Source organism: Kribbella koreensis (assembly GCF_039525325.1).
Taxonomy (GTDB): Bacteria; Actinomycetota; Actinomycetes; order Propionibacteriales; family Kribbellaceae; genus Kribbella; species Kribbella koreensis.
Genome location: NZ_BAAAHK010000020.1, coordinates 81,010 through 102,149, shown reverse-complemented (window position 1 = coordinate 102,149; position 21,140 = coordinate 81,010). Strand labels below are relative to the sequence as shown.

16 protein-coding genes are annotated in these 21,140 nt (G+C 68.5%); 11 read left to right on the top strand and 5 right to left on the bottom strand.

Going from position 1 to position 21,140, the window contains the following annotated elements:
- The first annotated feature begins 18 nt into the window (after positions 1-18).
- Positions 19-1,665 carry a Wzz/FepE/Etk N-terminal domain-containing protein gene (locus ABD116_RS35585; RefSeq protein WP_343980949.1) on the top strand — a complete coding sequence of 549 codons (1,647 nt, stop codon included), beginning with the start codon at positions 19-21 and terminating at the stop codon, positions 1,663-1,665.
- A gap of 10 nt (positions 1,666-1,675) precedes the next feature.
- A complete protein-coding gene (locus ABD116_RS35580; RefSeq protein ID WP_343980947.1) occupies positions 1,676-2,971 on the top strand; it encodes an O-antigen ligase family protein in 1,296 nt (431 codons plus the stop codon).
- 249 nt (positions 2,972-3,220) lie between these two features.
- Here ABD116_RS35580 and ABD116_RS35575 read toward each other — a convergent pair whose 3' ends face one another.
- The 3 genes from ABD116_RS35575 to uxaC all read right to left on the bottom strand — a co-directional run bounded on the left by ABD116_RS35575 (position 3,221) and on the right by uxaC (position 6,902).
- Positions 3,221-4,750 (bottom strand): right-handed parallel beta-helix repeat-containing protein, encoded by a 1,530-nt coding sequence (locus ABD116_RS35575; protein ID WP_343980945.1) that lies wholly within the window; start codon positions 4,748-4,750, stop codon positions 3,221-3,223.
- Positions 4,751-4,795: 45 nt separating this feature from the next.
- Positions 4,796-5,371, bottom strand: a complete 576-nt coding sequence (locus ABD116_RS35570) for a hypothetical protein (protein ID WP_343980943.1) — start codon at positions 5,369-5,371, stop codon at positions 4,796-4,798.
- 124 nt (positions 5,372-5,495) lie between these two features.
- Positions 5,496-6,902 carry a glucuronate isomerase gene (uxaC, locus tag ABD116_RS35565; protein ID WP_343980941.1) on the bottom strand — a complete coding sequence of 469 codons (1,407 nt, stop codon included), beginning with the start codon at positions 6,900-6,902 and terminating at the stop codon, positions 5,496-5,498.
- A gap of 188 nt (positions 6,903-7,090) precedes the next feature.
- Between uxaC and ABD116_RS35560 the strand changes: the two genes are divergently transcribed.
- The 8 genes from ABD116_RS35560 to ABD116_RS35525 are packed head-to-tail and all read left to right on the top strand — an operon-like array spanning position 7,091 to position 15,995.
- Positions 7,091-8,107 (top strand): LacI family DNA-binding transcriptional regulator, encoded by a 1,017-nt coding sequence (locus tag ABD116_RS35560; protein WP_343980939.1) that lies wholly within the window; start codon positions 7,091-7,093, stop codon positions 8,105-8,107.
- Positions 8,108-8,123: 16 nt separating this feature from the next.
- Complete coding sequence (locus ABD116_RS35555) at positions 8,124-9,329, top strand: ABC transporter substrate-binding protein (protein ID WP_343980937.1); 1,206 nt, start codon at positions 8,124-8,126, stop codon at positions 9,327-9,329.
- Positions 9,326-10,435, top strand: coding sequence for an ABC transporter ATP-binding protein (locus tag ABD116_RS35550; RefSeq protein WP_343980935.1), 1,110 nt, complete (start codon positions 9,326-9,328; stop codon positions 10,433-10,435). The genes ABD116_RS35555 and ABD116_RS35550 overlap by 4 nt, the downstream gene beginning before the upstream one ends.
- Complete coding sequence (locus tag ABD116_RS35545; RefSeq protein WP_343980931.1) at positions 10,432-11,439, top strand: ABC transporter permease; 1,008 nt, start codon at positions 10,432-10,434, stop codon at positions 11,437-11,439. The genes ABD116_RS35550 and ABD116_RS35545 overlap by 4 nt, the downstream gene beginning before the upstream one ends.
- Positions 11,436-12,335, top strand: coding sequence for an ABC transporter permease (locus ABD116_RS35540; RefSeq protein ID WP_343980928.1), 900 nt, complete (start codon positions 11,436-11,438; stop codon positions 12,333-12,335). The genes ABD116_RS35545 and ABD116_RS35540 overlap by 4 nt, the downstream gene beginning before the upstream one ends.
- Positions 12,332-13,546, top strand: coding sequence for a D-mannonate dehydratase ManD (gene manD / locus ABD116_RS35535; protein ID WP_343980925.1), 1,215 nt, complete (start codon positions 12,332-12,334; stop codon positions 13,544-13,546). The genes ABD116_RS35540 and manD overlap by 4 nt, the downstream gene beginning before the upstream one ends.
- A complete protein-coding gene (locus tag ABD116_RS35530) occupies positions 13,540-14,481 on the top strand; it encodes a sugar kinase (protein WP_343980923.1) in 942 nt (313 codons plus the stop codon). The genes manD and ABD116_RS35530 overlap by 7 nt, the downstream gene beginning before the upstream one ends.
- A complete protein-coding gene (locus tag ABD116_RS35525) occupies positions 14,478-15,995 on the top strand; it encodes a mannitol dehydrogenase family protein (RefSeq protein WP_343980920.1) in 1,518 nt (505 codons plus the stop codon). Before ABD116_RS35530 ends, ABD116_RS35525 begins: the two co-directional genes overlap by 4 nt.
- A gap of 87 nt (positions 15,996-16,082) precedes the next feature.
- Here ABD116_RS35525 and ABD116_RS35520 read toward each other — a convergent pair whose 3' ends face one another.
- Positions 16,083-17,795, bottom strand: a complete 1,713-nt coding sequence (locus ABD116_RS35520) for a right-handed parallel beta-helix repeat-containing protein (protein WP_343980917.1) — start codon at positions 17,793-17,795, stop codon at positions 16,083-16,085.
- Positions 17,796-18,088: 293 nt separating this feature from the next.
- A complete protein-coding gene (locus tag ABD116_RS35515; RefSeq protein WP_343980913.1) occupies positions 18,089-19,567 on the bottom strand; it encodes a right-handed parallel beta-helix repeat-containing protein in 1,479 nt (492 codons plus the stop codon).
- 346 nt (positions 19,568-19,913) lie between these two features.
- Between ABD116_RS35515 and ABD116_RS35510 the strand changes: the two genes are divergently transcribed.
- Complete coding sequence (locus tag ABD116_RS35510) at positions 19,914-21,137, top strand: glycosyltransferase family 4 protein (RefSeq protein ID WP_343980910.1); 1,224 nt, start codon at positions 19,914-19,916, stop codon at positions 21,135-21,137.
- Positions 21,138-21,140: the final 3 nt, after the last annotated feature.

Here is a 21,140-nt window from a genome sequence, read left to right as displayed (position 1 = left end):
GGAAGTTGGGGGACCGGAATGGAACCGGGCACTGTCGTCTGGCGGGACACCGCGCAGTCACTGCTGAGGCACAAGTGGCTGATCATCGGATGTGTTCTGCTGGGAATCGGCGGCGCGGCCTTCTTCTCGCTGTCGCAGACCGTCCGCTGGACCGCGTCCAGCCAGGTGGTGATCGGCCCGGCCGTTCCGCCGGCCCTGGTCGGCAACCTGCCCACCGGCTCGGACAAGACCGGCCCGCTCGGCCTCGACCTGCCGGCCGAGACGCAGGCCCGGGTGATGGCCAGCCCGGCGATCCTGCGCGAGGTCGCCAAGTTCTTGCAGATGCCGACCACGGACGACTCGATCCAGTCGCTGGCGAGCGTGACCCGGGTCAAGGCGGTCACCGACAACGCCTACCTGATCACCATCGACGGCCCGACCGCCGACGAGGCGGTCCGCCGCGCCAACGCGATCGCGCAGATCTACCTCGCGCAGCGCAGCCGGGAGGCCAAGAACCTGCTGGTCACACTGGCCAGCCAGGCCACCGACCGGGCCAAGACCGCGAACGCCCAGTCGAAGACCCTGGTCAAGCAGATCGAGGAGGCGCAAGGGCGGAACGACACCCAGGGCGCGAGCTCGCTGCGCGACCAGCGGGTCGGCCTGGCGACCGAAGCCCGGCAGGCCGCCGACGAGGCGGCCGCGATGAACAAGGCGCTGACCGGTGTCGGCGCGAGCAGCACGCTCGTCACGCCGGCCACGGTGGACACCGCGTCGTCGTCACCCTTGGTAGCGCGCGACATCACCGTCGGCGCGATTCTCGGCCTGGTGCTCGGCTTCGGTCTGGCCTTGCTCAGCACGCATCTGAGCCCCTTCATCCTGACCCGCGACCAGGCGGCCCGCGCCGCCGGCGCCCCGGTCATCACCACGGCGATCGGCTTCCGGCGGTACCGGCTCGGTTTCCGCCTCCGGTTCTGGCTCCGGGCCACTCCGCAGTTGCCGGCCTCGGAGACGACGGCGCTGGGCACCGAGGCGAGTGGCGCGCTGGCCCGCCGTGAGCTGAACCCCAAGGGCATCGGGTCCGGCGGCGCCGGCGCTCTGCTGGTCGTCTCGGCCTCGCCGAACAGCAACACGGCCGGGATCGCGCTGGCGATGGCCGAGGCCAGCGCGCGCGACGGCCGCGAGACGTTGCTGGTGCTCGCCGATCTGCGCAGCGCCCCGGTGCTGTCGCATGTGACCGACCACGAAGGTCTGAGCGATCTCGTGACGGAGCCGGCTCCGACCCGCGCGGTGCGGGCCCGCAAGATGTTCCGTCCGGGCACGGTGGCGGATCTGTACGTCCTGCCGCCCGGGCTGACCCACGACGAGGCGGCGCTGGCCGTCGCGCCGTCGCTGGTTCCGGGCATCGTGGCGGATCTGCCGCCGGGGTATTCGGTCGTCGTCCATGGCCAGGCCTCGCTCGGCCGGCACGGGATCACGCCGCTGGCGGCTGCTGTCGATGCGTCGGTGCTGGTGGTGCAGGTCGGTCAGGACAAGGAGACGGACCTGACGCGACTCACGGCGGCTCTGCGGTTCGCGGGGGCGCCGGTGCTGGGCGTCGTACTGATCGGTGCTTCGAAGCACGACGAGACGCTGGGCATCCCGGCGAACTTCACCCCGGCCGAGATCTCCACTCTTCCGCTGCGCTGATGGTGCTGGGATGACGCTGACGGCACCGCCCGTGCCGGGGACGATCGAAGAGTCGGACAGCACGAAGGCGAGCTGGCTCTGGATCGCCATGTGGTGCCTGCTGGTGCTCGGGGTGCAGCCGTGGTCCTCTCGTGCTGCCGCGCCGCAGGGGTCGACGGGGTCGACCAACAGCTTGATGAAGGGCGTGCTGCTCGGGGCGATCTTCCTGATCTGCCTGGCGGCGACGAAGCCTGGGTTCCGGACTCGCTCGAGCCCGGCGACCACGATGTACGTCGTCTATGCGCTCTTCGCGACGGCGACGGCGTTCCTGCTGGCCGATCCGGGCGGTCCGCTGCTGCGGCTGGCCCGGTTGCTGATCGGTCTGGTTCTGCTGCTGATGCTGTGGCGGCCGCTGATCCGGGTGCCGGAGCGATTGATCCGTGCGCATCTGGTCGCGCATCTGCTGCTGGCGCTCACGGTCGTGCTCAGTGTGATCTGGCGGCCGACTGTGGCTTGGCGGCCGCTGACTTCCTTCGGTAGCGGCTATCGGCTGCAGGGTGTGCTGATCCCGATGCTGCCGCCGCGGGTCGGTGAGGTCGGAGCGATTCTGCTCGGGCTGGCGATCGTCGCCTTCTTCTCCCGCAAGCTGGCGTTCGTGCCGGCGACCGTGCTGATCGGCCTCGGCGTCGTCCTGGTGGGCGCCAGCCGGACGCGGACGGCGGCCGCGGCGGTCGCGGTCGGTCTGGTGCTGGCGTTGTTCCTGACCCGGAAGACCTGGTTCTCCCGGATCGCTTCGATCTCGGTGCCGGCCTTGATGGGCTTGGCGTTCCTGGTGGTCCCGACGCTGCACAACTGGTTGTTGCGGGGGCAGGGGACCAAGCAGATCAGCTCGCTGAGCGGCCGGACCACGAGCTGGCACTACGTCATCGACGAAGAGGTGTCGCTGCAGACGGCCATCATCGGGCACGGCCTCGGCAACAAGCGCGTCCTGCTGCGCCGCGGCGAGGGCGACATCGACGTGATGGCGATCGACAACAGCTGGCTGAGCCTCTACTGGGAGACCGGCCTGCTGGCGGTCACCATCGTCGGAATCGCCTTCATCGTCGCCTGGATCTCGGTCCTCCGGGCCCCCACGCCGTACGTGAAGGCCAGCGGCGCCCTGCTCCTCGGCTACGTCTCGGTCGCCTCCCTCAACGAGAGCGGCCTCTCCGACCTGAGCTCCATGACCCTGCACCTCCTGGTAGCAGCCGCAGTCTGCGACGCCGACCGCATGAGAGCCAAAGCCCATCCACCCCCACCCAAACCACCAAAGCCGCGCTGGGTCTAGCCACCACCACCCACCCACCGCGGCTGCCTCAGCCATCTACACCCACCGCGGCTGGCGCGGCCACCCACGCCCACCGCGGCTGGCGCGGCCACCCACATCCACCGCGGCCACCCACACCCACCACGGCTGGCTCGGCCATCTACGCCCACCGCGGCTGGCTCGGTCGGCCACGCCCACCGCGGCTGGCTCGGTCGGCCACCACCCGCCGTCGGCTCGGCCACCCGGCCGTTGACGGCGGGGCGGCGCTCTTCAGCTGGTGATGCTGTCCTTGTCGAAGCCGGCTGCTTGCCACTGCTCCCAGGTCATCGTCTCGCCGCGATAGGCGAACCGCTCCGCCTGCCGGCCGCCGATCCGGTAGCTGTTCCGGCTGAACCGGATCGCACCGTCCGCAGCGGGCGACTCCTTGTTCTCCACCACACCCGTGCTGGCAGTCTTCTCGTCCATCACGACCTGGTTCGCCTCGATCAGCACGTCCTTCAGCACGTACTGCCCGCGCGGCCCATCACCCCGCGTCCGCGACTGGATCGCGATCCCGTTGCGGTTGTCCTTGATCAGATTCCCCACCACGCTGACCCCGGCCGACGTGTTCACGTTGATCCCGCCGCCGTCCCACAGACTCGGCCCCGACCCCCGCCCGGTCCCGAACCCGTTGCCCTCGACAACATTCCCCGAGATCCCCGCCTGATAACTGATCTCGTACCGGATCCCGTCCGCCGCGTTGTCGCGAATCCGGTTCCCGACGATCTTCCGGTCGTACTCCGCGATGTCGCTCCACATCCCGATCCCGCGGTTCGCCACGATGTCGTTGCCCGACACCTCACCGGACGACCGCGTCGACTTGATCCCGCCCGACTCCCAGTCCGCGATCCAGAAGCCATCCGTGTTGTTGCGAGTCACCAGATTCCCGGTCAGCTTCACATCGGCCGAGTGGTACTGCCCGATCCCGAGCTGCCCGTTGTCGGCAACGGTATTACCGCTGACCCTCGCCCGATCGCCCTCGATCACCATCACCCCGACCGCGTGATTCCAGCGAACCTCGTTGGCAACCACCTTCCACCCCGTACCAACCTCCAGCGCCCCACCCTGCGGCAGACTCGCGAAGTGCTCGATCGTCAGCCCGCTGACCGTCACCTCCCGCGCCGACGCCTCGACCGCCGTCCGCGTCCGCGACATCTCGACATCCTTCCCAGCCGGATCATCAGCCAGGTACAGCGCGTTGGCCTGGTAGTCCCCGTAGAAGGTCCCGCTGGTGAGCTGATCAAGGCTCATCACCCGAGTCAGATGCACCCCATCCACAAACACCTGCTCAGCAAGCTGGCAAGGATCAGCCTTCTCGTCCTCGCACTTCCCCTTCAACTTGTACGGCGCAGGCAGTGCGCCACGCACCACCCAGTGGCCACCCTCGGGCAGCCACCGAGTCAGCTGCACCGACCCGGTCAGTACGGCCCCTTCGCTGCTCGCCAGCGTTGATCCGTCCACGGGCCGGATCGCTCGCGTGATCCGGTGCAGTCCCTTGCCGAAGCAGAACGTGCCGCCATCCGGATGGGCGTCGATCACCTGCTGCGGATCCGTGCCGGCCGGAATCGCGACCCCGACACACTTGGCCGCGGCCGCCGGCCCGGTCGGTCCGAGCTTGATGCTCGCCGCTGGGGGAGGACCCGACGGCAGCGCGACCGTCGGCTCATCCGGCGGCGGGGATGCCGCCTTGTCGTCCGTGCACCCAGCCACCAAGAAGACGGCCAGCACAACCCCGCCAGCCGACCTGAACCCGCGTCCCATCAATTCCCCCACACAGCCGACCCCAGAAGTTGCCCAACTATAGGTTCACCACGGATCGGCCAGCCCTTCGCCCGTAGTGATCAAGCTGTACAGACTCCCGTTGACGTAGTGCCGCCAAGCCGTCGAACAAGCCCCGAAGCACTCAACCTCCGGCACCAGCCCAAGATGAGTGAACCGAACCTCCGCACCCACACCACCCGCCTGAACCGCCCGGCCACCGACAGACCGCCCGCGAACCGCCCCGCTGCCGATGGACCGTCCGCGAACCGCACCGCCGTCGGGGGTGTCCTCGTGTTCGCCACCGCCGACGTCTGTGCCACCGCTGGCCTCCGTCCCCGGCAGGATGTCGAAGACGATCTGGCTGCCGGTCCACTCGCTCGGCTCGGAGACGAACGCCAGCTTGCTGTCGACGACCTCCCAGGCCACCCGGCGACCGGGCTCGAGCTCCACCACGCGCTGCAGGCTGTAGTGCTGGGGGAGATGGCGGTAGGCGAACTCACCACCGACCTCATCGGCCCGGCCCTCGATCTCACCCGTCCACCAGGCGCCGACGTTCAGGATCGCGGCATACACCTCGTCCGCTGACTGCTGAACCGTGAAGGACGTCGAATAGTCAGACATGGCAACCTCTCCTCTTCTGCAACAATCGGTTGCACGAGAGTAGATCAGCTACCCAGGAATACGCAACCATCGATTGCAGGTGCTCGAGGAGCATGCCGAGGTGCTTGGTGTGGGCGAGGTTGAGTCAGTGCACGTAGGTGCTGCGGGCGAGGTTGTAGGCGAGGTCCTGCGCCAGTTGGAAGGCGTCGTCTTCCTCCAGCCGGTGTTCGACGACGAGGTTGGCGAGGTAGCCGGCGTCGATCCGGCGGGACAGGTCGTGCCGGGCGGGGATGGAGAGGAAGGCGCGGGTGTCGTCGACGAAGCCGGAGGTGTTGTAGAAGCCGGCCGTCTCGGTGACGAGCTCGCGGAACCGCCGCATCCCGTCAGGGCTGTCGAGGAACCACCAGGGTGCCCCCAGTCGCACCGACGGGTAGACGCCGGCGATCGGCGCAAGCTCCCGCGAGTACGCCGTCTCGTCGACCGTGAACAGGACCAGCCGGAACCCCTCGGCATGCCCGAACTTCTCCAGCACCGGCCGCAGCGACCGCGTGAACTCAGTCGCCACCGGGATGTCGTGCCCCTGATCCGGCCCGTAGGTCCCATGGATCCCCGAGTGGTGATCGCGCAGTACGCCGGGATGCAGCTGCATCACCAACCCGTCCTCGGCCGACATCGCCGCCATCTGGAACAACATGTGTCCGGCGAACGCGGCCGCATCCTCCGTCGACACCTCGCCCCGCAAAGCCGTCTCGTAGATCCGCGCCGCCGCCGACTCGTCGAGCGGTGTGGCTGACGCGCTCAAGTGCCCGTGATCCGTCGCCAGCGCCCCGGCCGCAAGGAATGCCTGCCGCCGTTGCCGCAGTGCCTCCAGATATCCGGCATACGACGAAGTGTCGATGCCCGCCCGTACGCCGAGGTCGACCACGAGCTCACTCCAGCCCGGCCGGTCGACGTGGACGACCGCGTCCGGCCGGAAAGTGGGAATGACTCGGCCGGGGAGATCGGCGGCGAGCTTGGCGTGCTGAGCCAGATCGTCGGTCGCGGCGTCGGTGGTGGCGATGACCTCGATCCTGAAGCGGTCGAGCAAGGCGCGCGGCCGGAACTCCGGCTCGGCCAGCCGGGCCGAGATCTCGTCGTACAGCTCGTCCGCGGTCTCGGCCGACGGTGCGACCTTCAACCCGAGCACCTCGGCGAACTCGTGCTCCAGCCAGTACCGGCTAGGGGTGCCGAGGAACAGTTGCCAGTGCGAGCAGAACTCCCGCCAGATGTCGCGCGGCTCCGCCGTCCGAACGCCGTCGCGGCGCGGCAACCCGAGCCGGTCGGGGGAGACGCCTTGGGAGACCAGCATCCGGGTGACGTAGTGATCCGGCACCACCAGCAGCTCGGCCGGATCGCCGAAGGCCTCGTCGGTCGCGAAGAGCCCGGCGTCGACGTGCCCGTGGAAGCAGAGCAGTGGCAGGTCCTTCGTGGACGCGTGGATCCGGCGGGCCACGTCGCGCGCCTCGCCGGCGGGCAGGGCGCGGTCCGGATGAGGCTGCAGAGCCTTCGGCATGAGTCCTCCGTGGGGTCGGGCTGCAACGGCGGCTGAAAAGGATTGCAGCCCGCTCAGCGTCACACAAGCCCAGCAAATAAAGGAAATCCAGCGTGTCGTCCACAGCTCGCTGACGACGTCTTGACACAGGATTGCAAACGGTTGCAGACTCGCTCCACGACCAGGCCCGACGACCCCGGAGGTGGGAGATGGCAGCGACCATTCGCGACGTCGCCCGGCTGGCGGGCGTGTCCGCGTCGACGGTCTCCCGCGCGCTGTCCATGCCCGGTGTGGTGAACGCGACCACCCGGGCCCGGGTGCAGGCCGCGGCGGAGCAGTTGGGCTACGCGCCCAACAAGGCCGCCCGAGGCCTGATCACCGGCCGTACCGGCAATATCGGCCTGGTCGTCCCCGACCTGGCCAACCCGTTCTTCCCGAGCGTTGTGAAGGGTGTCCAGGCTCGCGCCCGGATGCACGACGTGGCGGTCTTCCTGGCCGACACCGACGAGGACGCGGCGGCCGAGGTGGGCCTCGTGCTGGCGCTGGCCAAGCAGGTCGACGGGCTGATCCTGTGCTCACCACGAGCAGACGAGGACGAGCTCGCCGCGATCGCGGCCGACACCAACGTCGTCCTGGTCAACCGGCTGGTCGAAGGCGTCCCGGCCGTCACCTTCGACAACGAGGGCGGGATGCGGCAGGCGATCGCCCACCTGGTCGCGCTCGGGCACCGCAAGATCGCCTGGGTCGGCGGACCGAAGACGTCCTGGTCCAGCGCCCACCGCAGCATCGGTCTGTACGCCGCGGCGCACGACCACGGGGTGAAGCTGGTCGACGTCGGCCACTTCGCCCCGACGTACGAGGGAGGGATGGCCGCGGCCGACCAGGCGGTCGCCAGTGGTGCGACCGCGGTCGTGGCCTACAACGACCTGGTCGCGATCGGGCTGCTGGCCCGGTTGCATGCACGGGGGATCACGGTGCCCGACGACCTGAGCGTGGTCGGCATCGACGACATCGCCATGTCCAGGATGTCCCGGCCGGCGCTGACCACGGTGCGGCTGCCCAAACAGCGGGCGGGTGAGATCGCCGTCGAGCTGCTGCTGGCGATGATCGACGACCCCGATCCGGACACCATCATCGGCACCCGGGGCACGTTGCACGGCGAGCTGATGGTGCGGGACTCCACCGGCCTCGCGGCCGACCGGACCTCCGACCCCGCACGACCCTGATCCTGAGGAGATTCCGATGCGCCCCTACCGGATAATCGCCGCCGCCGGCGCACTCGCCGTGCTGGCAGCCTGTGGAGCCCCGACCGCCGGCAAGCCTGCCGCCGACACCACCGGCGACGTGCCGGACAAGCCCGCCAAGGCAGTCAGCCTCAACATCCTCGACGTGGCCGGCGACCTGCAGCTGACACAGGGCATGATCGACGAGTTCGTCAAGCAGCACTCCGACGTGATCTCGAAGGTCACCTACTCCAAGGCTCCCGCCCCGGAGCTGTCGGGCAAGATCAAGGCCCAGCAGAACGCGAACCGGGTCGACATCGACCTGGTGCTGACCGGCACCGACGGCTTGTCGGCCGGCACCCAGCAAGGCTTGTGGAACGAGCTGCTCCCGAAGTACGCCGATCGGCTGCCAGGGATGAAGGACTACCTGCCACCGGCGCAGAAGATGCAGGAGCTCGCGGGCAACAGCGGCGTCACGGTCACCTACTACCCGTCCGGTCCGCTCCTCGAGTACCTGCCGGCCAAGGTCGCGAAGCCGCCGGCGAACGCGGACGAGCTGCTCGCCTACGCCAAGGCCAACAAGGGCAAGGTGATGTATGCGCGACCGTCGAACTCCGGACCGGGCCGCACCTTCCTGATGGGCCTGCCCTACATCCTGGGTGACAAGGATCCGAAGGATCCGATCAACGGCTGGGACAAGACCTGGGCGTACCTCAAGGAGCTCAACCAGTACGTCGACTACTACCCGTCGGGCACCGCGGACACGATGAAGGCGCTGGCCAACGGCTCGTCGAACATCATCGTCAGCACCACCGGCTGGGACATCAACCCGCGGGTGCTCGGCACGGTGCCGAAGGAAGCCGCGATCACCACGCTCAAGGGCTTCCACTGGGTCACCGACGCGCACTACGCCGTCGTGCCGAAGGGTGTCTCGACCGACAAGCAGGCGGCGATCCTGCAGCTCCTGCAGTTCATGCTCACCCCGGAGCAGCAGGCCAAGGCGTACGACAAGGGCTACTTCTACCCCGGCCCGGCGATCAAGGGGGTCGAGCTCTCGCAGGCACCGCAGGAGAGCCAGGACGCGATCAAGGACTTCGGCCGGGCGGAGTACGACAAGCTCATCGCGGACAACCCGACCGAGGTGCCGCTGGACGCGAAGAGCCTGGTTGCCGCCTTCGACAAGTGGGACCGCGAGGTCGGCGGCAGCAAGGTGAAGAGCTCGTGAGCGGATTCGACCAGCTCAGGCTCGAGGGCGTCGGCCGCAGGTTCGGTACCGCGGATGCGCTCGCCGACCTGGACCTGACCATCGAGCGGGGCGAGTTCATCGCCCTGCTCGGGCCGTCCGGGTGCGGCAAATCGACCGCGCTGAACTGCCTGGCCGGGCTGCTGCCGTTGACCGCGGGCAGCATCTGGCAGGACGACCAGCGGATCGACACGCTGCCGCCGGAGAAGCGCGGCTTCGGCATGGTCTTCCAGAACTATGCGCTCTTCCCGCACCTGACGGTCCGCGACAACATCGCCTTCGGCCTGCGGATGCGCCGGCTGCCGAAGGACGAGGTCCGCCGCCGGACCGAGGCCGCGATCGAGATGGTTCGGCTGGCGGAGCACGCGAGCAAGCTGCCCGGCCAGCTCTCCGGTGGCCAGCAGCAGCGAGTGGCGATCGCGCGTGCGACCGTACTCGAGCCGTCGCTGGTGCTGATGGACGAGCCGCTCAGCAACCTCGATGCGAAGCTCCGGCTGGAGATGCGCACCGAGATCCGCCGGCTGCATCAGTCGCTGGGCCTGACGACGGTCTATGTCACGCACGACCAGGAGGAGGCGCTCAGCATGGCCGACCGCCTGGTCGTGATGCGGCTCGGCCGGGTGCAGCAGATCGGCACGCCCGAGGAGGTCCACACCAAGCCGGCCACCTGGCACGTCGCCGACTTCATGGGCTACCGGAATCTCCTGCCGGTGTCGGCCACGCGGGTCGAGGGCGACGCCGTCACGGTGCCACTCGGCGAGACGACGGTGAACGGCGTCGCCCAGGGTGAGATGAACGCCGGGGACGAGGTGGTCGCCGCGGTCCGGCCGGAGGACGTGCGGTTGGGCAGTGCGGATGTCGCCGGGCTGAAGGGCCGGATCGAGGTCGTGGAGTACCAGGGCCGCGAGCTCGCCGTCGAGGTCGCTCTGCCGGATGGTGTCCGGCTGCATGCTCGTACCGATCGCAAGGTCGAGCCGGGTGAGCAGGTCGCCATCACGATCACGCCCGGACGGCTCCTGGTGTACCCGTCCGGAGACCCGGCTGACCGCCCAGCGGCCGAGCTGGCGACGGCAGGCCTCGCGGTATGAGCACCACGACGAGCTCCGGGCCGGCGAACTCGGGGCCGGCGAACTCAGGGCCGGCGAACTCAGGGCCGGCGGGCTCCGGGCCGGCGGGCTCCGGACCGGCGGGCTCGGGACTGGCGGGCTCGGGGCAAGCGCTGAACTGGCGGCATCGGCTGGCCGAGCGGGGTGTCGATCGCAGGCTCTGGCTGTTGCTGCCGGCAACGGTCTTCGTGCTGGTGCTCTTCATCTACCCGTTCCTCTACGGCCTGAGCCTGTCGTTCCAGCCGATGAACGGCGGCGGGGTGCTGGCCAACTACAGCAAGTTCTTCAGCGACGCCTATCAGCGCGACACGATCGCCACCACGCTGAAGATCGCTCTGCCCGCCGCGCTGCTGAACGTGCTGGCCGCGGTGCCGATCGCGTTCCGGATGCGTGGCCGGTTCCGGGGCAAGCGGCTGATGACGACGTTGCTCGTCGTGCCGATCACCCTCGGCACCGTGCTGACCGCCCAGGGCCTGCTGAACTTCCTCGGCCCGACCGGCTGGTTCAACCGGGTGCTGATGGGCCTCCACCTCACCGAGGGCCCGGTGCGGTTGACGAACAACTACTGGGGTGTGTTCTTCAGCCTCATCATCACCGGGTTCCCGTTCGCGTTCCTGCTCGTGCTGTCTTACCTGAGCGGCATCGACCCGACGCTCGAGCGCGCGGCCGCGACGCTGGGCGCCTCCCGGTCGCAACGCTTCCGCCGGATCACGCTGCCGCTGCTGGCTCCGGGGCTGGCCACGACTTTCCTGCTGACCTTCGTGCTCGCGTTCTCGGTCTTCCCCTCGGCGGTCCTGGTCGGCAATCCGGCCGGTTCCACCCGGGTGATCTCGCTCGCTGCATACCAGGCGGCCTACGAGCAGTACGACTATTCCTACGCCTCCGCGATCGCGATGATCATGGGCGCGGTCGAGCTCGTCGTGGTGGCGATCGTCCTCGTCTGGCGAGCCCGCCTCTACACCGGATCAACCGGAGGCAAAGGATGACCACAGCAACCACGACCTCTGGACGGCCGCCCGCCGGCCAGCCGGCCCCGGGCGGTTCGCCCCGACGGCGGGTTCTGCGGGGGACGCCGACTGCCTGGGTGATCTGGGCCGTTGTGATCTTCTTCTTCGTGAACCTGGCCGGTGTTGTCGGGTCTGTGTTGGTCAGCTCGTTCGGGCGGCGGTGGTTCGACACCTGGCTGCCGAGCGGCTTCACCACCGACTGGTACGGCGATGCCTGGCGCGAGTTCGGTCTGTTGCATGTCATCACCGTCACGCTGATCGCCTCGGCGCTGGTGGTCGTCTTGTCCGTTCTGATCGGGGCACCGGCGGCGTACGTGCTGGCCCGGCAGAACTTCCCGGGCAAGCGACTCGTCTACCTGACCTTCCTGCTGCCGATCCTGATGCCGCCGATCACCTACGGCATCCCGCTCGCGACGGTCCTCTACAAGTTCGGCTTCGCCGGGCACTTGTCCGGCGTCGTGCTGGCGAACCTGGTGCCTTCGGTGCCGTTCGTGATCCTGACGATGACCCCGTTCATCGAGCAGGTCGATCCCCGGATCGAGAGCGCCGCCCGGATGCTCGGCGCCGGCACCCGCGCGATCTTCCTCAAGATCCTCACGCCGCTGCTCGTGCCCGGGCTGCTCGCCTCGGCGATCCTCGTGCTCGTCCGCACGGTCGGGATGTTCGAGCTGACCTTCCTCACCGCCGGGCCCGACTCGCAGACGCTGGTCGTCGCGCTCTACTACTCGATGTCCGCGGCCGGCATCCGCGCACAGCAGTCGGTGGACGCGATGGCGATCATCTACACCTCGATGATGCTGGTGCTGCTCGTCGTCGCGCTGCGCTTCGTGAACCCGACCCAACTGGTCGCCCGGGTGAAGGAGGAGCCCGAATGAGGATCACCGCCGCCCGGGTCGTCGTCACCAGCCCCGGACGCAACTTCGTCACGCTGAAGCTCGAGACCGACGAAGGCGTGTACGGCATCGGCGACGGCACCCTCAACGGCCGTGAGCTCGCCGTCGCGTCGTACCTGAACGATCACGTGATCCCGTTGCTGATCGGGCGCGACCCGGCACGGATCGAGGACACCTGGCAGTACCTGTACCAGGGCGCGTACTGGCGGCGCGGCCCGATCACGATGTCGGCCATCGCCGCGGTCGACACCGCGTTGTGGGACATCAAGGGCAAGGTGGCCGGTCTTCCGGTCTACCAACTGCTCGGCGGTCGCAGCCGCGACGGCGTCACGGTCTACGGTCACGCCGGTGCGGAGACGACCGAGGACCTGCTGAAGGAAGTCAGCCGCTACGTCGACCTCGGTTACAAGGCAGTCCGGATCCAGACCGGCGTCCCCGGCCTCGCCTCGACGTATGGGGTGGGCACCGCTGGTACGACGTACGAGCCCGCGAACGCATCGCTGGCGTTGCCGGCCGAGAGTGTGTGGTCGACCGAGAAGTACCTGGATCATGTTCCGTCGGTGTTCCGGGCGGTTCGGGCGGAGTTCGGCCCGACGCTGCGGCTGCTGCACGACGTGCATCATCGGCTGACTCCGATCGAGGCAGCACGGTTGGGCAAGAGCCTGGAGCCGTACGCGCCGTACTGGATCGAGGATCCGGTGCGGGCGGAGCTGCAGGAAGGGTTCCGGCTGATCCGGCAGCACACGACGACGCCGATCGCTGTCGGCGAGGTGTTCAACAGCATCTGGGACTGCCAGCAGCTGATCCAGGAGCAGCTGATCGACTTCATCCGGGTGACGGTCGTGCACGCGGGTGGCATCACGCACCTGCGCCGGATCTTCGACCTGGCCGCGCTGTATCACGTCCGCAGCGGTTCGCACGGCGCGACCGATCTGTCGCCGGTCTGCCTGGCAGCGGCGCTGCAACTCGACATCTCCATCCCGAACTTCGGTCTGCAGGAGTACATGCCGCACTCGGCGGAGACCGACGCGGTCTTCCCGCACAGCTACAGCTTCGCGGACGGCTACCTGCAGCCCAGTGAGCAGCCTGGGCTCGGCGTGGACCTCGACGAAGAGGCCGCGGCCGCCTATCCGTATCGCCCGGCCTACTTGCCGGTGAACCGCCTGGAGGATGGAACGGTGCACGCATGGTGATCCCGGACGTACTGGTGATCGGCGAGATCCTGGTGGAGTTGAGCTCCACCGAGCCGCTCGACGCCGGGACCGCGCTGACCCTCAACTTCTCCGGGGACGCGCTCAACTCGGCGGCCGCGGCTGCTGCGGCCGGGGCGCACACGGCGCTGCTCGCCCGGGTGCCGGACGACGAGCTGGGCGATCGGCTGCTCGAGCGAGTGGTTGCTCTGGGCATCGATACGTCGCAGGTGTTGCGGGTGGCCGGCCAGCATGGGCTCTATCTGCAGCATGCCGATCCGTCGGGGGCGCGGGAGTTCACCTATGTACGGCGGGGGAGCGCGGGCTCTGGACTGGGGCCGGGCGATGTACCACTGGACCTCGTGGCCAAAGTGGGTGCAGTGCTGGCGAGTGGGATCGCTTGTGCCATCTCCCCGCTGTCGGCGAAGGCGGTGCGGGTTGCGGCGTCCACCTCGCGATGCTTCGTCTACGACCCCAACTGGCGACCGCGCTTGGTGAGTGCTGTCGGTGCTGGGGATCACCTGCGGGCGCTCGCGCAGTACACGCGGCTGGTCACGCCCGGCTGGCCACATGAGGCACAGCTGGTCACCGACGCTACCGACCCGGTGGCGGCTTGTGCTGCCATCAGAGGGCTCGGGGTGGACGCGGTCGCCCTGACTCGTGGCGCCGATGGAGTGTTGCTGGACGATGGTGGTCGCATCGTGGAGGTGCCGGTGATCCCGGCGCCGGTGGTTGTCGACCAGACGGGTGCGGGTGACTCGTTCGCCGGGACAGTGACTGCGCGGCTTGCGCTCGGCGATGCGTTGGAGGAGGCAGTCCGGCTCGGGGTGGCGGCCGCCTCGCTGTCGGTGAGTGGACTCGGAGGTACCGGCCATGTCGCCACGCTCGAGGAGACCCGGGCGCACGCAGCCAACGGAACAGCGGAGGTATCTGCATGACTGCCCGACTCAGCCTGACCACCTTGCCTGCGGCGCTGCAGCCTGTCGTGGAGCCGAGCAAGATCGGGATAGTCCATCTCGGGTTGGGGGCGTTCCATCGGGCGCACCAGGCGGTGTTCACCGAGGAGGCGGCGATCCTTACCGGCGAGACCGGCTGGGGGATCAGCGGGATCAGTCAGCGGTCGGCCGCCGTCCGCGAGCAGCTCGCCCCGCAGGACGGCCTGTACTCCGTGTTGACGCGCGGGTTGGGTGACCCCAGCATCCGGGTGATCGGGAGCATTCGCGAGGTGCTGACCGCGCCGGAGGATCCGGAGGCGGTGGTTGCCCGGATCGCGGACCCGGCGGTGTCGGTGGTGACATTGACGGTCACCGAGAAGGGGTACCGGGCGGCGGTACAAGGCGGGCTCGATCTCACCGATCCGGAAATCCAGGCGGACCTGGCCGGGCGGGCGCCGCGGACTGTGGTCGGGCAGTTGGCCGCTGGGTTGGTACGGCGTGCTCAGACCGGAGCCGGACCGCTGACCGTGCTGTCCTGCGACAACCTGGTGGCCAACGGCCCGTTCCTCCGCCGCCTGATGGAGGACTACGCCGCCGCATTACCCGATGGAAAGAGCTTGATTGATGAGCTGGAGGTCGCGAGGTTTCCGGCGAGCATGGTGGATCGGATTGTGCCGGCTACTACCGATGCCGATCGGGAGGAGGCCGCGGGGCTGCTCGGGGTGCGGGATGAGGCTGTGGTTGTCGCGGAGCCGTTTCTGCAGTGGGTGATCGAGGACGACTTCGCGGGGCCGCGACCGGGGTGGGAGAAGGCGGGGGCGATTCTCACGGGTGATGTCGCGCCGTGGGAGCAGGCGAAGCTGCGGATGCTCAACGCGACGCACTCGATGCTCGCGTATCTCGGGGCGTTGCGGGGGTACGAGACGATCGCCGAGGCTGTGCGGGACGAGCAGTTGGCGGGGCTCGCCAATGAGCTGATGACAGCGGATGTGATCCCGACGCTGACGCCGCCGGAGGGGCTCGACCTCACGGCGTACGGGCAGAGTGTGCTGGAGCGCTTCGCGAATCCGGCGCTGAAGCACCGTACGGCGCAGGTGGCGATGGACGGTTCGGTCAAGCTTCCCGTCCGGCTGCTCGGAGCCATCCGCGACCGCCTCGCCGCCAACGCAGAGCCCAGGCTGGCCGGCCTCGCCGTCGCCGCTTGGATGGTCTATGTCGCCGGTGGAGTAGATGCCAACGGCAACGCCCTGAAGCTCGACGACCCGCAAGCAAACAAACTCCAAGCAACCCTCGCCGACGCCGGCATCACCCCGGGACTCCGATCACGCGGAGGTGGCACCTCGCTCGCCCGTCCTGCGGGCGCTCCGGGCGGGGCCGGCGGCATCGCTCTCGGCGCCACCCCGGCTGCTGTCGTCGACGCGTTGCTGGGGGTCGAGTCGATCTTCGGGGCCGACCTTCGGGAGAACTCGGTGTTTCGGGAGCTGCTGGTCGAGCAGGTCGGCAGTCTCACCAAATAGAAGGGGAGCGACCGCCGCGAGATGCTGCCCGCGGCGGCCGCCACCTGTAGCCCGGCAACCCCTGGGAGAAGCAGCCGGGCGATCGGGTCAGCCGGTGGTGAACTGGCTGTCGGTGTCCAGGCCCGCGGCCTTCCATTCCGCGGCGCTGAACCACTGGCCGAACTTCTGGAAGCGGTCGGCCGTCAGGCTGTCCAGGACGTAGGTGTTGGACTTGAGCACGACCTCACCGGTCGGGATCGCGGCGCCCGAGTTCTGCACCATGCCGGTCGAGGTGGTGCCGCCGCGCATCGTCACCTTGTTGCCGGTGACGGTCACGTCGCGCAGCACGTTCAGGCCCCACGGGCCGTTGCCGCGGGTCCGGGACTGGATCGAGATGCCGTTCACGTTGTCGCGCAGCGTGTTGTTGCGGACCACCACGTTCGTCGAGGTGTTCACGTTGATCCCGCCGCCGTCCCACAGCGACCGGCCCGAACCGCGCCCGGTGCCGAGGCCGTTGCCGGTGATCACGTTGTCCGCGATCACCCCGTTGCGGCCGATCTCGTAGCGGATCCCGTCCGCCGCGTTGTCGATGATCTGGTTCTCGCTGAACACCCGGCCGTCGTCGTAGGCGTCGCTCCACAGCCCGACGCCGCGGTTGTCCTTGATCAGGTTGCCGGTGACGGCGCCGTTGGTCGACCAGGTGGTCTTGATGCCACCGGACTCCCAGTCGGCGATCCAGAACCCGTCGGTGTTGTTGCCGCTCACCTCGTTGGCCACGATCCGGCCGTTGGTGGTGCTGTACTGGCCGATGCCGAGCTGTCCGTTGCTGCGGATCAGGTTCTTGTCCAGCACCGCGCCGTCCGCGTTGACGAGCATCGCGCCGACCGCGTGGTTCCAGCGGATGTCGTTGGCGTACACCCGCCAGCCGTTGCCCAGTACGACCGCGCCCGACTGCGGCGTCGAGGCGAAGTGCTCGACGGTCAGCCCGACGACGGCGACGTTCGTCCCGCCCGACTGGATCGCGGTCGGCGTCCTGGACATCTCCACGGACTTGCCGGCCGGGTTGTCGCCCAGGTAGACGGCGTTGCCCGCGTAGTCGGCGTAGAAGGTGCCGGGCGCAACCTTGTCGCGGGTCTTCACCCGGGTCAGGTGCTTGTCGTTCAGGAAGAGCTGCTCGCGCAGGTAGCAGATGTTGGCGACGTTGTCCTCACACTGCCCGGACATCCCGTACGCCGGTGGCAGCACGCCGCGCGTCACCCAGTCGCCGTTGTCCGCCGTCCAGCTGGTCAGCGGGATCGACCCGGTCAGCACGGCGCCCTGGTCGCTGGCCAGCGTCGAGTTCGCCTTCGGCTGCAGCGTGCGGTTGATCCGGTGCAGCCCGGCCGAGAAGCAGAACGTGGTACCGGTCGGGGCCTTGTCGATGACGTCGGCCGCGTTCTGATCGGTACCGATGGTGGTGCCCTTGCACGCCGGGGCCAGCGAAGGGCCGGCCGGGAAGGCGCCAGGTGGCAGCGGAGTGGTCGGCGGCTGGGTCGGCGTGGACGTCGGTGTCGACGTCGGCTTCGTGGTGGTCGGCGTCGCCGTCGGCGTGGCCGAGGTAACTGTCGCCGTGGGCGTCGGGGTGGGCGTGGTAGGCACGCCGGCGGTCGGGCTGGGGGTATGTCGGGGCGGCCACGGTTTGTGCGGCCGGTCGCCCGGCAGAACACCGGACTTGTCCTGGCCGAACGCGGACGCCATGTTGGTCCGCGTCCCGGCCACGATCCCCGTCAAGGCGACCGCACCGGCTGCCGCGACGCAGATGATGGTCACTGACTTCTTCACTGACGACCCTCCGGGGGTTGGGTACCTATTTCTGCACCCCCCTGGTGCGGCCTTCCCCAGAAGACTACTACTAGCGGTAGTCGTGGCAATACGCAAATGGTTGCGTCTGCCCCCCAATACCGACCAGGCCTCCCTGTACGCAGGGAAATCGGCATTCTTCCGAGTCAGGTGCCCCAGGCGTGCCGAGGTGGATATCGGCACGTTGTTGCTGGGTGCATCAATTGCGCTCTGTCATCGAAACTGCGCTCCGTGATGCTTGCCCGGGGCATCGGGCTCGGGAGTGTCGCGTCGGCTCAGCTCGTCGAGAAGCTCCCTGCGGTGTCGAGGCCGGCGCTGCGCCAGCCGATGGCGGTGAGCTTGGTGCCGAACTTGCTGAACCGCTGCGCGGCCAGCTTGTCCAGCAGGTAGGTGTTGGCGCTGAAGGTCAGCTGCCCGGCCGGGACCTCGGCGCCGGAGTTCTGCACCATCCCGGTCGCCTGGGTGCCGCCGGTCATCCCGATCGTGTTGCCGGTGACGTGCACGTTGCGCAGCAGGTAGCGGCCCCAGGGACCGTCGCCGCGGGTCCGCGACTGGATCGAGACGCCGTTGACGTTGCCGGAGACGGTGTTGTTCCGGACCGTCACGTTCGCCGACGTGTTGACGTTGATGCCGCCGCCGTCCCACAGCGACGTACCGGAGCCGCGGCCGGTGCCGAAGCCGTTGCCGGTGATCGTGTTGTTCTCGATCACGCCGTTGCGGCTGATCTCGAACCGGATCCCGTCGGCGGCGTTGCCGGTGATCTTGTTCGAGCTGATCACCCGGCCGTCGTCGGCGACGTCCGCCCAGAACCCGACGCCCTTGTTGGAGCGGATCAGGTTGGCGCTGACCGTGCCCGACGAGCGGGTCGACTTCATCCCGCCGGACTCCCAGTCGGCGATCCAGAAGCCGTCGGTGTTGTTGTAGGTGATCACGTTGCGGGTGACGTTGGCCTTGAGCGAGTTGTACTGGCCCACGCCGAGCTGGCCGTTGTGGTGTACCAGGTTGCGCTCGACCTTGGTGTTGTTCGCCTTCACCAGCATCAGGCCGACCGACTTGTTCCAGCGGACCTCGTTCGCCTTCACGGTCCAGTTGGGGCCAGAGACCAGCGCACCGGCCTGGGCCGGGCTGGCGAAGTGCTCGATGGTCAGCCCCCGCACGGTGACGCCGGGCTGGTTCGACTCGATCGCGGTCGCCGTCTTCGACATCTCCACCGGCTTGCCGGCCGGGTTGCTGCCGAGGTAGATCGCGTTCGCGGCGTAGTCGGCGTAGAACGTGCCGGCCTTGACGCCGGCCAGCGACGCGACCCGCGTCAGGTGGGTACCGCCGAGGAAGACCTGCTCACGCAGCGAGCAGATGTTCGCCTTGTTGTCCTCGCACTGCCCGGCCTTCCCGTACGCCGAGGGAAGCGCACCGTGGTTGACCCAGCGAGTGCCTGACTTGGCCCAACCGGTGAGGGGCACCGAGCCGGTCAGGACCGCGCGGGCGGAGCTGGCGATCGTCATGTTCGCCTTGGGGCGGATCGTCTGGCTGATCCGGTGCAGACCGGAGGCGAAGCAGACGGTCGAGCCCGCGGGCTGCGAGTTGACCACGGCCTGGGCGTTCTGGCCGGGCTTGATCAGTACGCCGCTGCAGGGACCGGCGACGGCTGGGCCGGCGTCGGTCTCGCCGATGGCGGGTTCGGTCCTGGACGGCGGCGTCCCGGTGGTGGGCTCGGCCGTCGGCTTGGTGGTCGCGGGCTTTTTGTTGCTGGGCACAACCTTCTTCGGAGGTGCCACCGTCGGGGGCTTGCTCGAGACGGTGCCAGGGGCCTTGCTCGGCTGCGCAGTCGGGTGTTTCGAGGGGAGGACTGCTGAGCCGGACGGACCGTTCTGGGCCGTGTCGCGTGACTTCTCGGCCGATGCCGCGTTCTTGTGATGAGAGATAACCGGGTAGGCGACTGTAACGACAGCCAGTGCCACGGCGATAAGGGCGACGAACAACACCCTTCTCGAACCAATCAACCTCAAAGCACCCTCCGGGTGTCTCGGCGCGCGGTAGTTCGTCCCCAGGTGCGGCCAGTCAAGTACCAGTTGTCACCACCGCGAGACTTAAGGTGGTGTCATGCGGGTCGCCATGTTGCACAACCGTTACCGTTCGGGTCAACCCAGTGGCGAGAACACCGTGGTCGATCAAACGGCTGATCTTTTGCGTAGTTCAGGACATGATGTTGAGCTTTACGCGCAGCACAGCGACGACATTGCGCAAATGAGCCGAAAAGATCGCGCGCTGTTACCGGTCCGCTCCGTATGGTCATTCGCCGCCGAACGCGATTTAACATTCCGATTGCAATCGGCGCGTCCGGACATCGTGCATGTGCACAACACCTTCCCGCTGTTCAGCCCGTCGGTACTGCGGGCCGCGGCCCGCCAGGACCTGCCGATCGTGGCCACGCTGCACAACTTCCGGCTGATGTGCGCCAACGGGGTGCTGCAGCGCGACGGCGGCCCCTGCGAGTCCTGCGTCGGCAAGCTTCCGTGGCGTGGTGCGGTCCACGGCTGCTACCGCGACTCCAAGGTGCAGAGCCTGCCGCTCGTCGCCGGGATCGCTGCGCACAACACCCTCCACACCTGGCAGCGGTACGTCACCACGCTGATCGCGCCGTCGGAGTTCGTCCGGTCCCGGTACGTCGCCGGCGGGTTCGACGCCGACCGGATCGTGGTGAAACCCCATGCGGTCCCCCATGAGGGCTCGGTGCGGGAAGGGGCAGGGGAGGGCGTCGTCTTCCTGGGGCGGCTGACCGAGGAGAAGGGCTTCGCCGATCTGCTGAAGGCCTGGGACGCGTCACTGGGGGAGTTGAAGGTCATCGGCGACGGTCCGCTCCGGGCCGAGGCCGACGAGCGGGCTGCCCGGGACTCGTCGGTCCAGGTGCTCGGCGCGCTGCCGTGGGCCGAGTGCATGGAGGTACTACGGTCCGCGCGCGCCGTCGTCGTACCGGCGCGGTCCTATGAGACGTTCGGACTCGTGGTGATCGAAGCCTTCGCCAACGGAGTACCCGTGGTGGCGTCCCGAATCGGGGCGCTGGCCGAGCTCGTCGACGACGGCGAGACCGGCGCGCTGGTCGCCGCGGGCGACACGGAGGCGCTCCGAAAGGCCCTCGGGTTGCTCACCGAGCCCGCGACTTCGATAGCCTTCGGCCAACGAGCACGCCAGGTCTATCTCGACCGCTTCACTCCGGAGCGCGACCTGGCGGCCACGGAGAGGATCTACACCGATGCGATCGCGCGGCACGCGGCCGACCCACGGACCGGCCCGCGCAGCCAGGCACGCCGTCCGGCGGATAGCTAGGCG

Bases quoted from the DNA above. Each gene is read 5' to 3' on its own strand.
- ABD116_RS35575 (WP_343980945.1), bottom strand. From the start codon at position 4,750: ATGGGACGCGGGTTCAGGTCGGCTGGCGGGGTTGTGCTGGCCGTCTTC.
- ABD116_RS35545 (WP_343980931.1), top strand. From the start codon at position 10,432: ATGAGCACCACGACGAGCTCCGGGCCGGCGAACTCGGGGCCGGCGAAC.
- ABD116_RS35570 (WP_343980943.1), bottom strand. From the start codon at position 5,371: ATGTCTGACTATTCGACGTCCTTCACGGTTCAGCAGTCAGCGGACGAG.
- uxaC (WP_343980941.1), bottom strand. From the start codon at position 6,902: ATGCCGAAGGCTCTGCAGCCTCATCCGGACCGCGCCCTGCCCGCCGGC.
- ABD116_RS35585 (WP_343980949.1), top strand. From the start codon at position 19: ATGGAACCGGGCACTGTCGTCTGGCGGGACACCGCGCAGTCACTGCTG.
- ABD116_RS35555 (WP_343980937.1), top strand. From the start codon at position 8,124: ATGCGCCCCTACCGGATAATCGCCGCCGCCGGCGCACTCGCCGTGCTG.
- manD (WP_343980925.1), top strand. From the start codon at position 12,332: ATGAGGATCACCGCCGCCCGGGTCGTCGTCACCAGCCCCGGACGCAAC.
- ABD116_RS35525 (WP_343980920.1), top strand. From the start codon at position 14,478: ATGACTGCCCGACTCAGCCTGACCACCTTGCCTGCGGCGCTGCAGCCT.
- ABD116_RS35580 (WP_343980947.1), top strand. From the start codon at position 1,676: ATGACGCTGACGGCACCGCCCGTGCCGGGGACGATCGAAGAGTCGGAC.
- ABD116_RS35510 (WP_343980910.1), top strand. From the start codon at position 19,914: ATGCGGGTCGCCATGTTGCACAACCGTTACCGTTCGGGTCAACCCAGT.
- ABD116_RS35530 (WP_343980923.1), top strand. From the start codon at position 13,540: ATGGTGATCCCGGACGTACTGGTGATCGGCGAGATCCTGGTGGAGTTG.
- ABD116_RS35560 (WP_343980939.1), top strand. From the start codon at position 7,091: ATGGCAGCGACCATTCGCGACGTCGCCCGGCTGGCGGGCGTGTCCGCG.
- ABD116_RS35540 (WP_343980928.1), top strand. From the start codon at position 11,436: ATGACCACAGCAACCACGACCTCTGGACGGCCGCCCGCCGGCCAGCCG.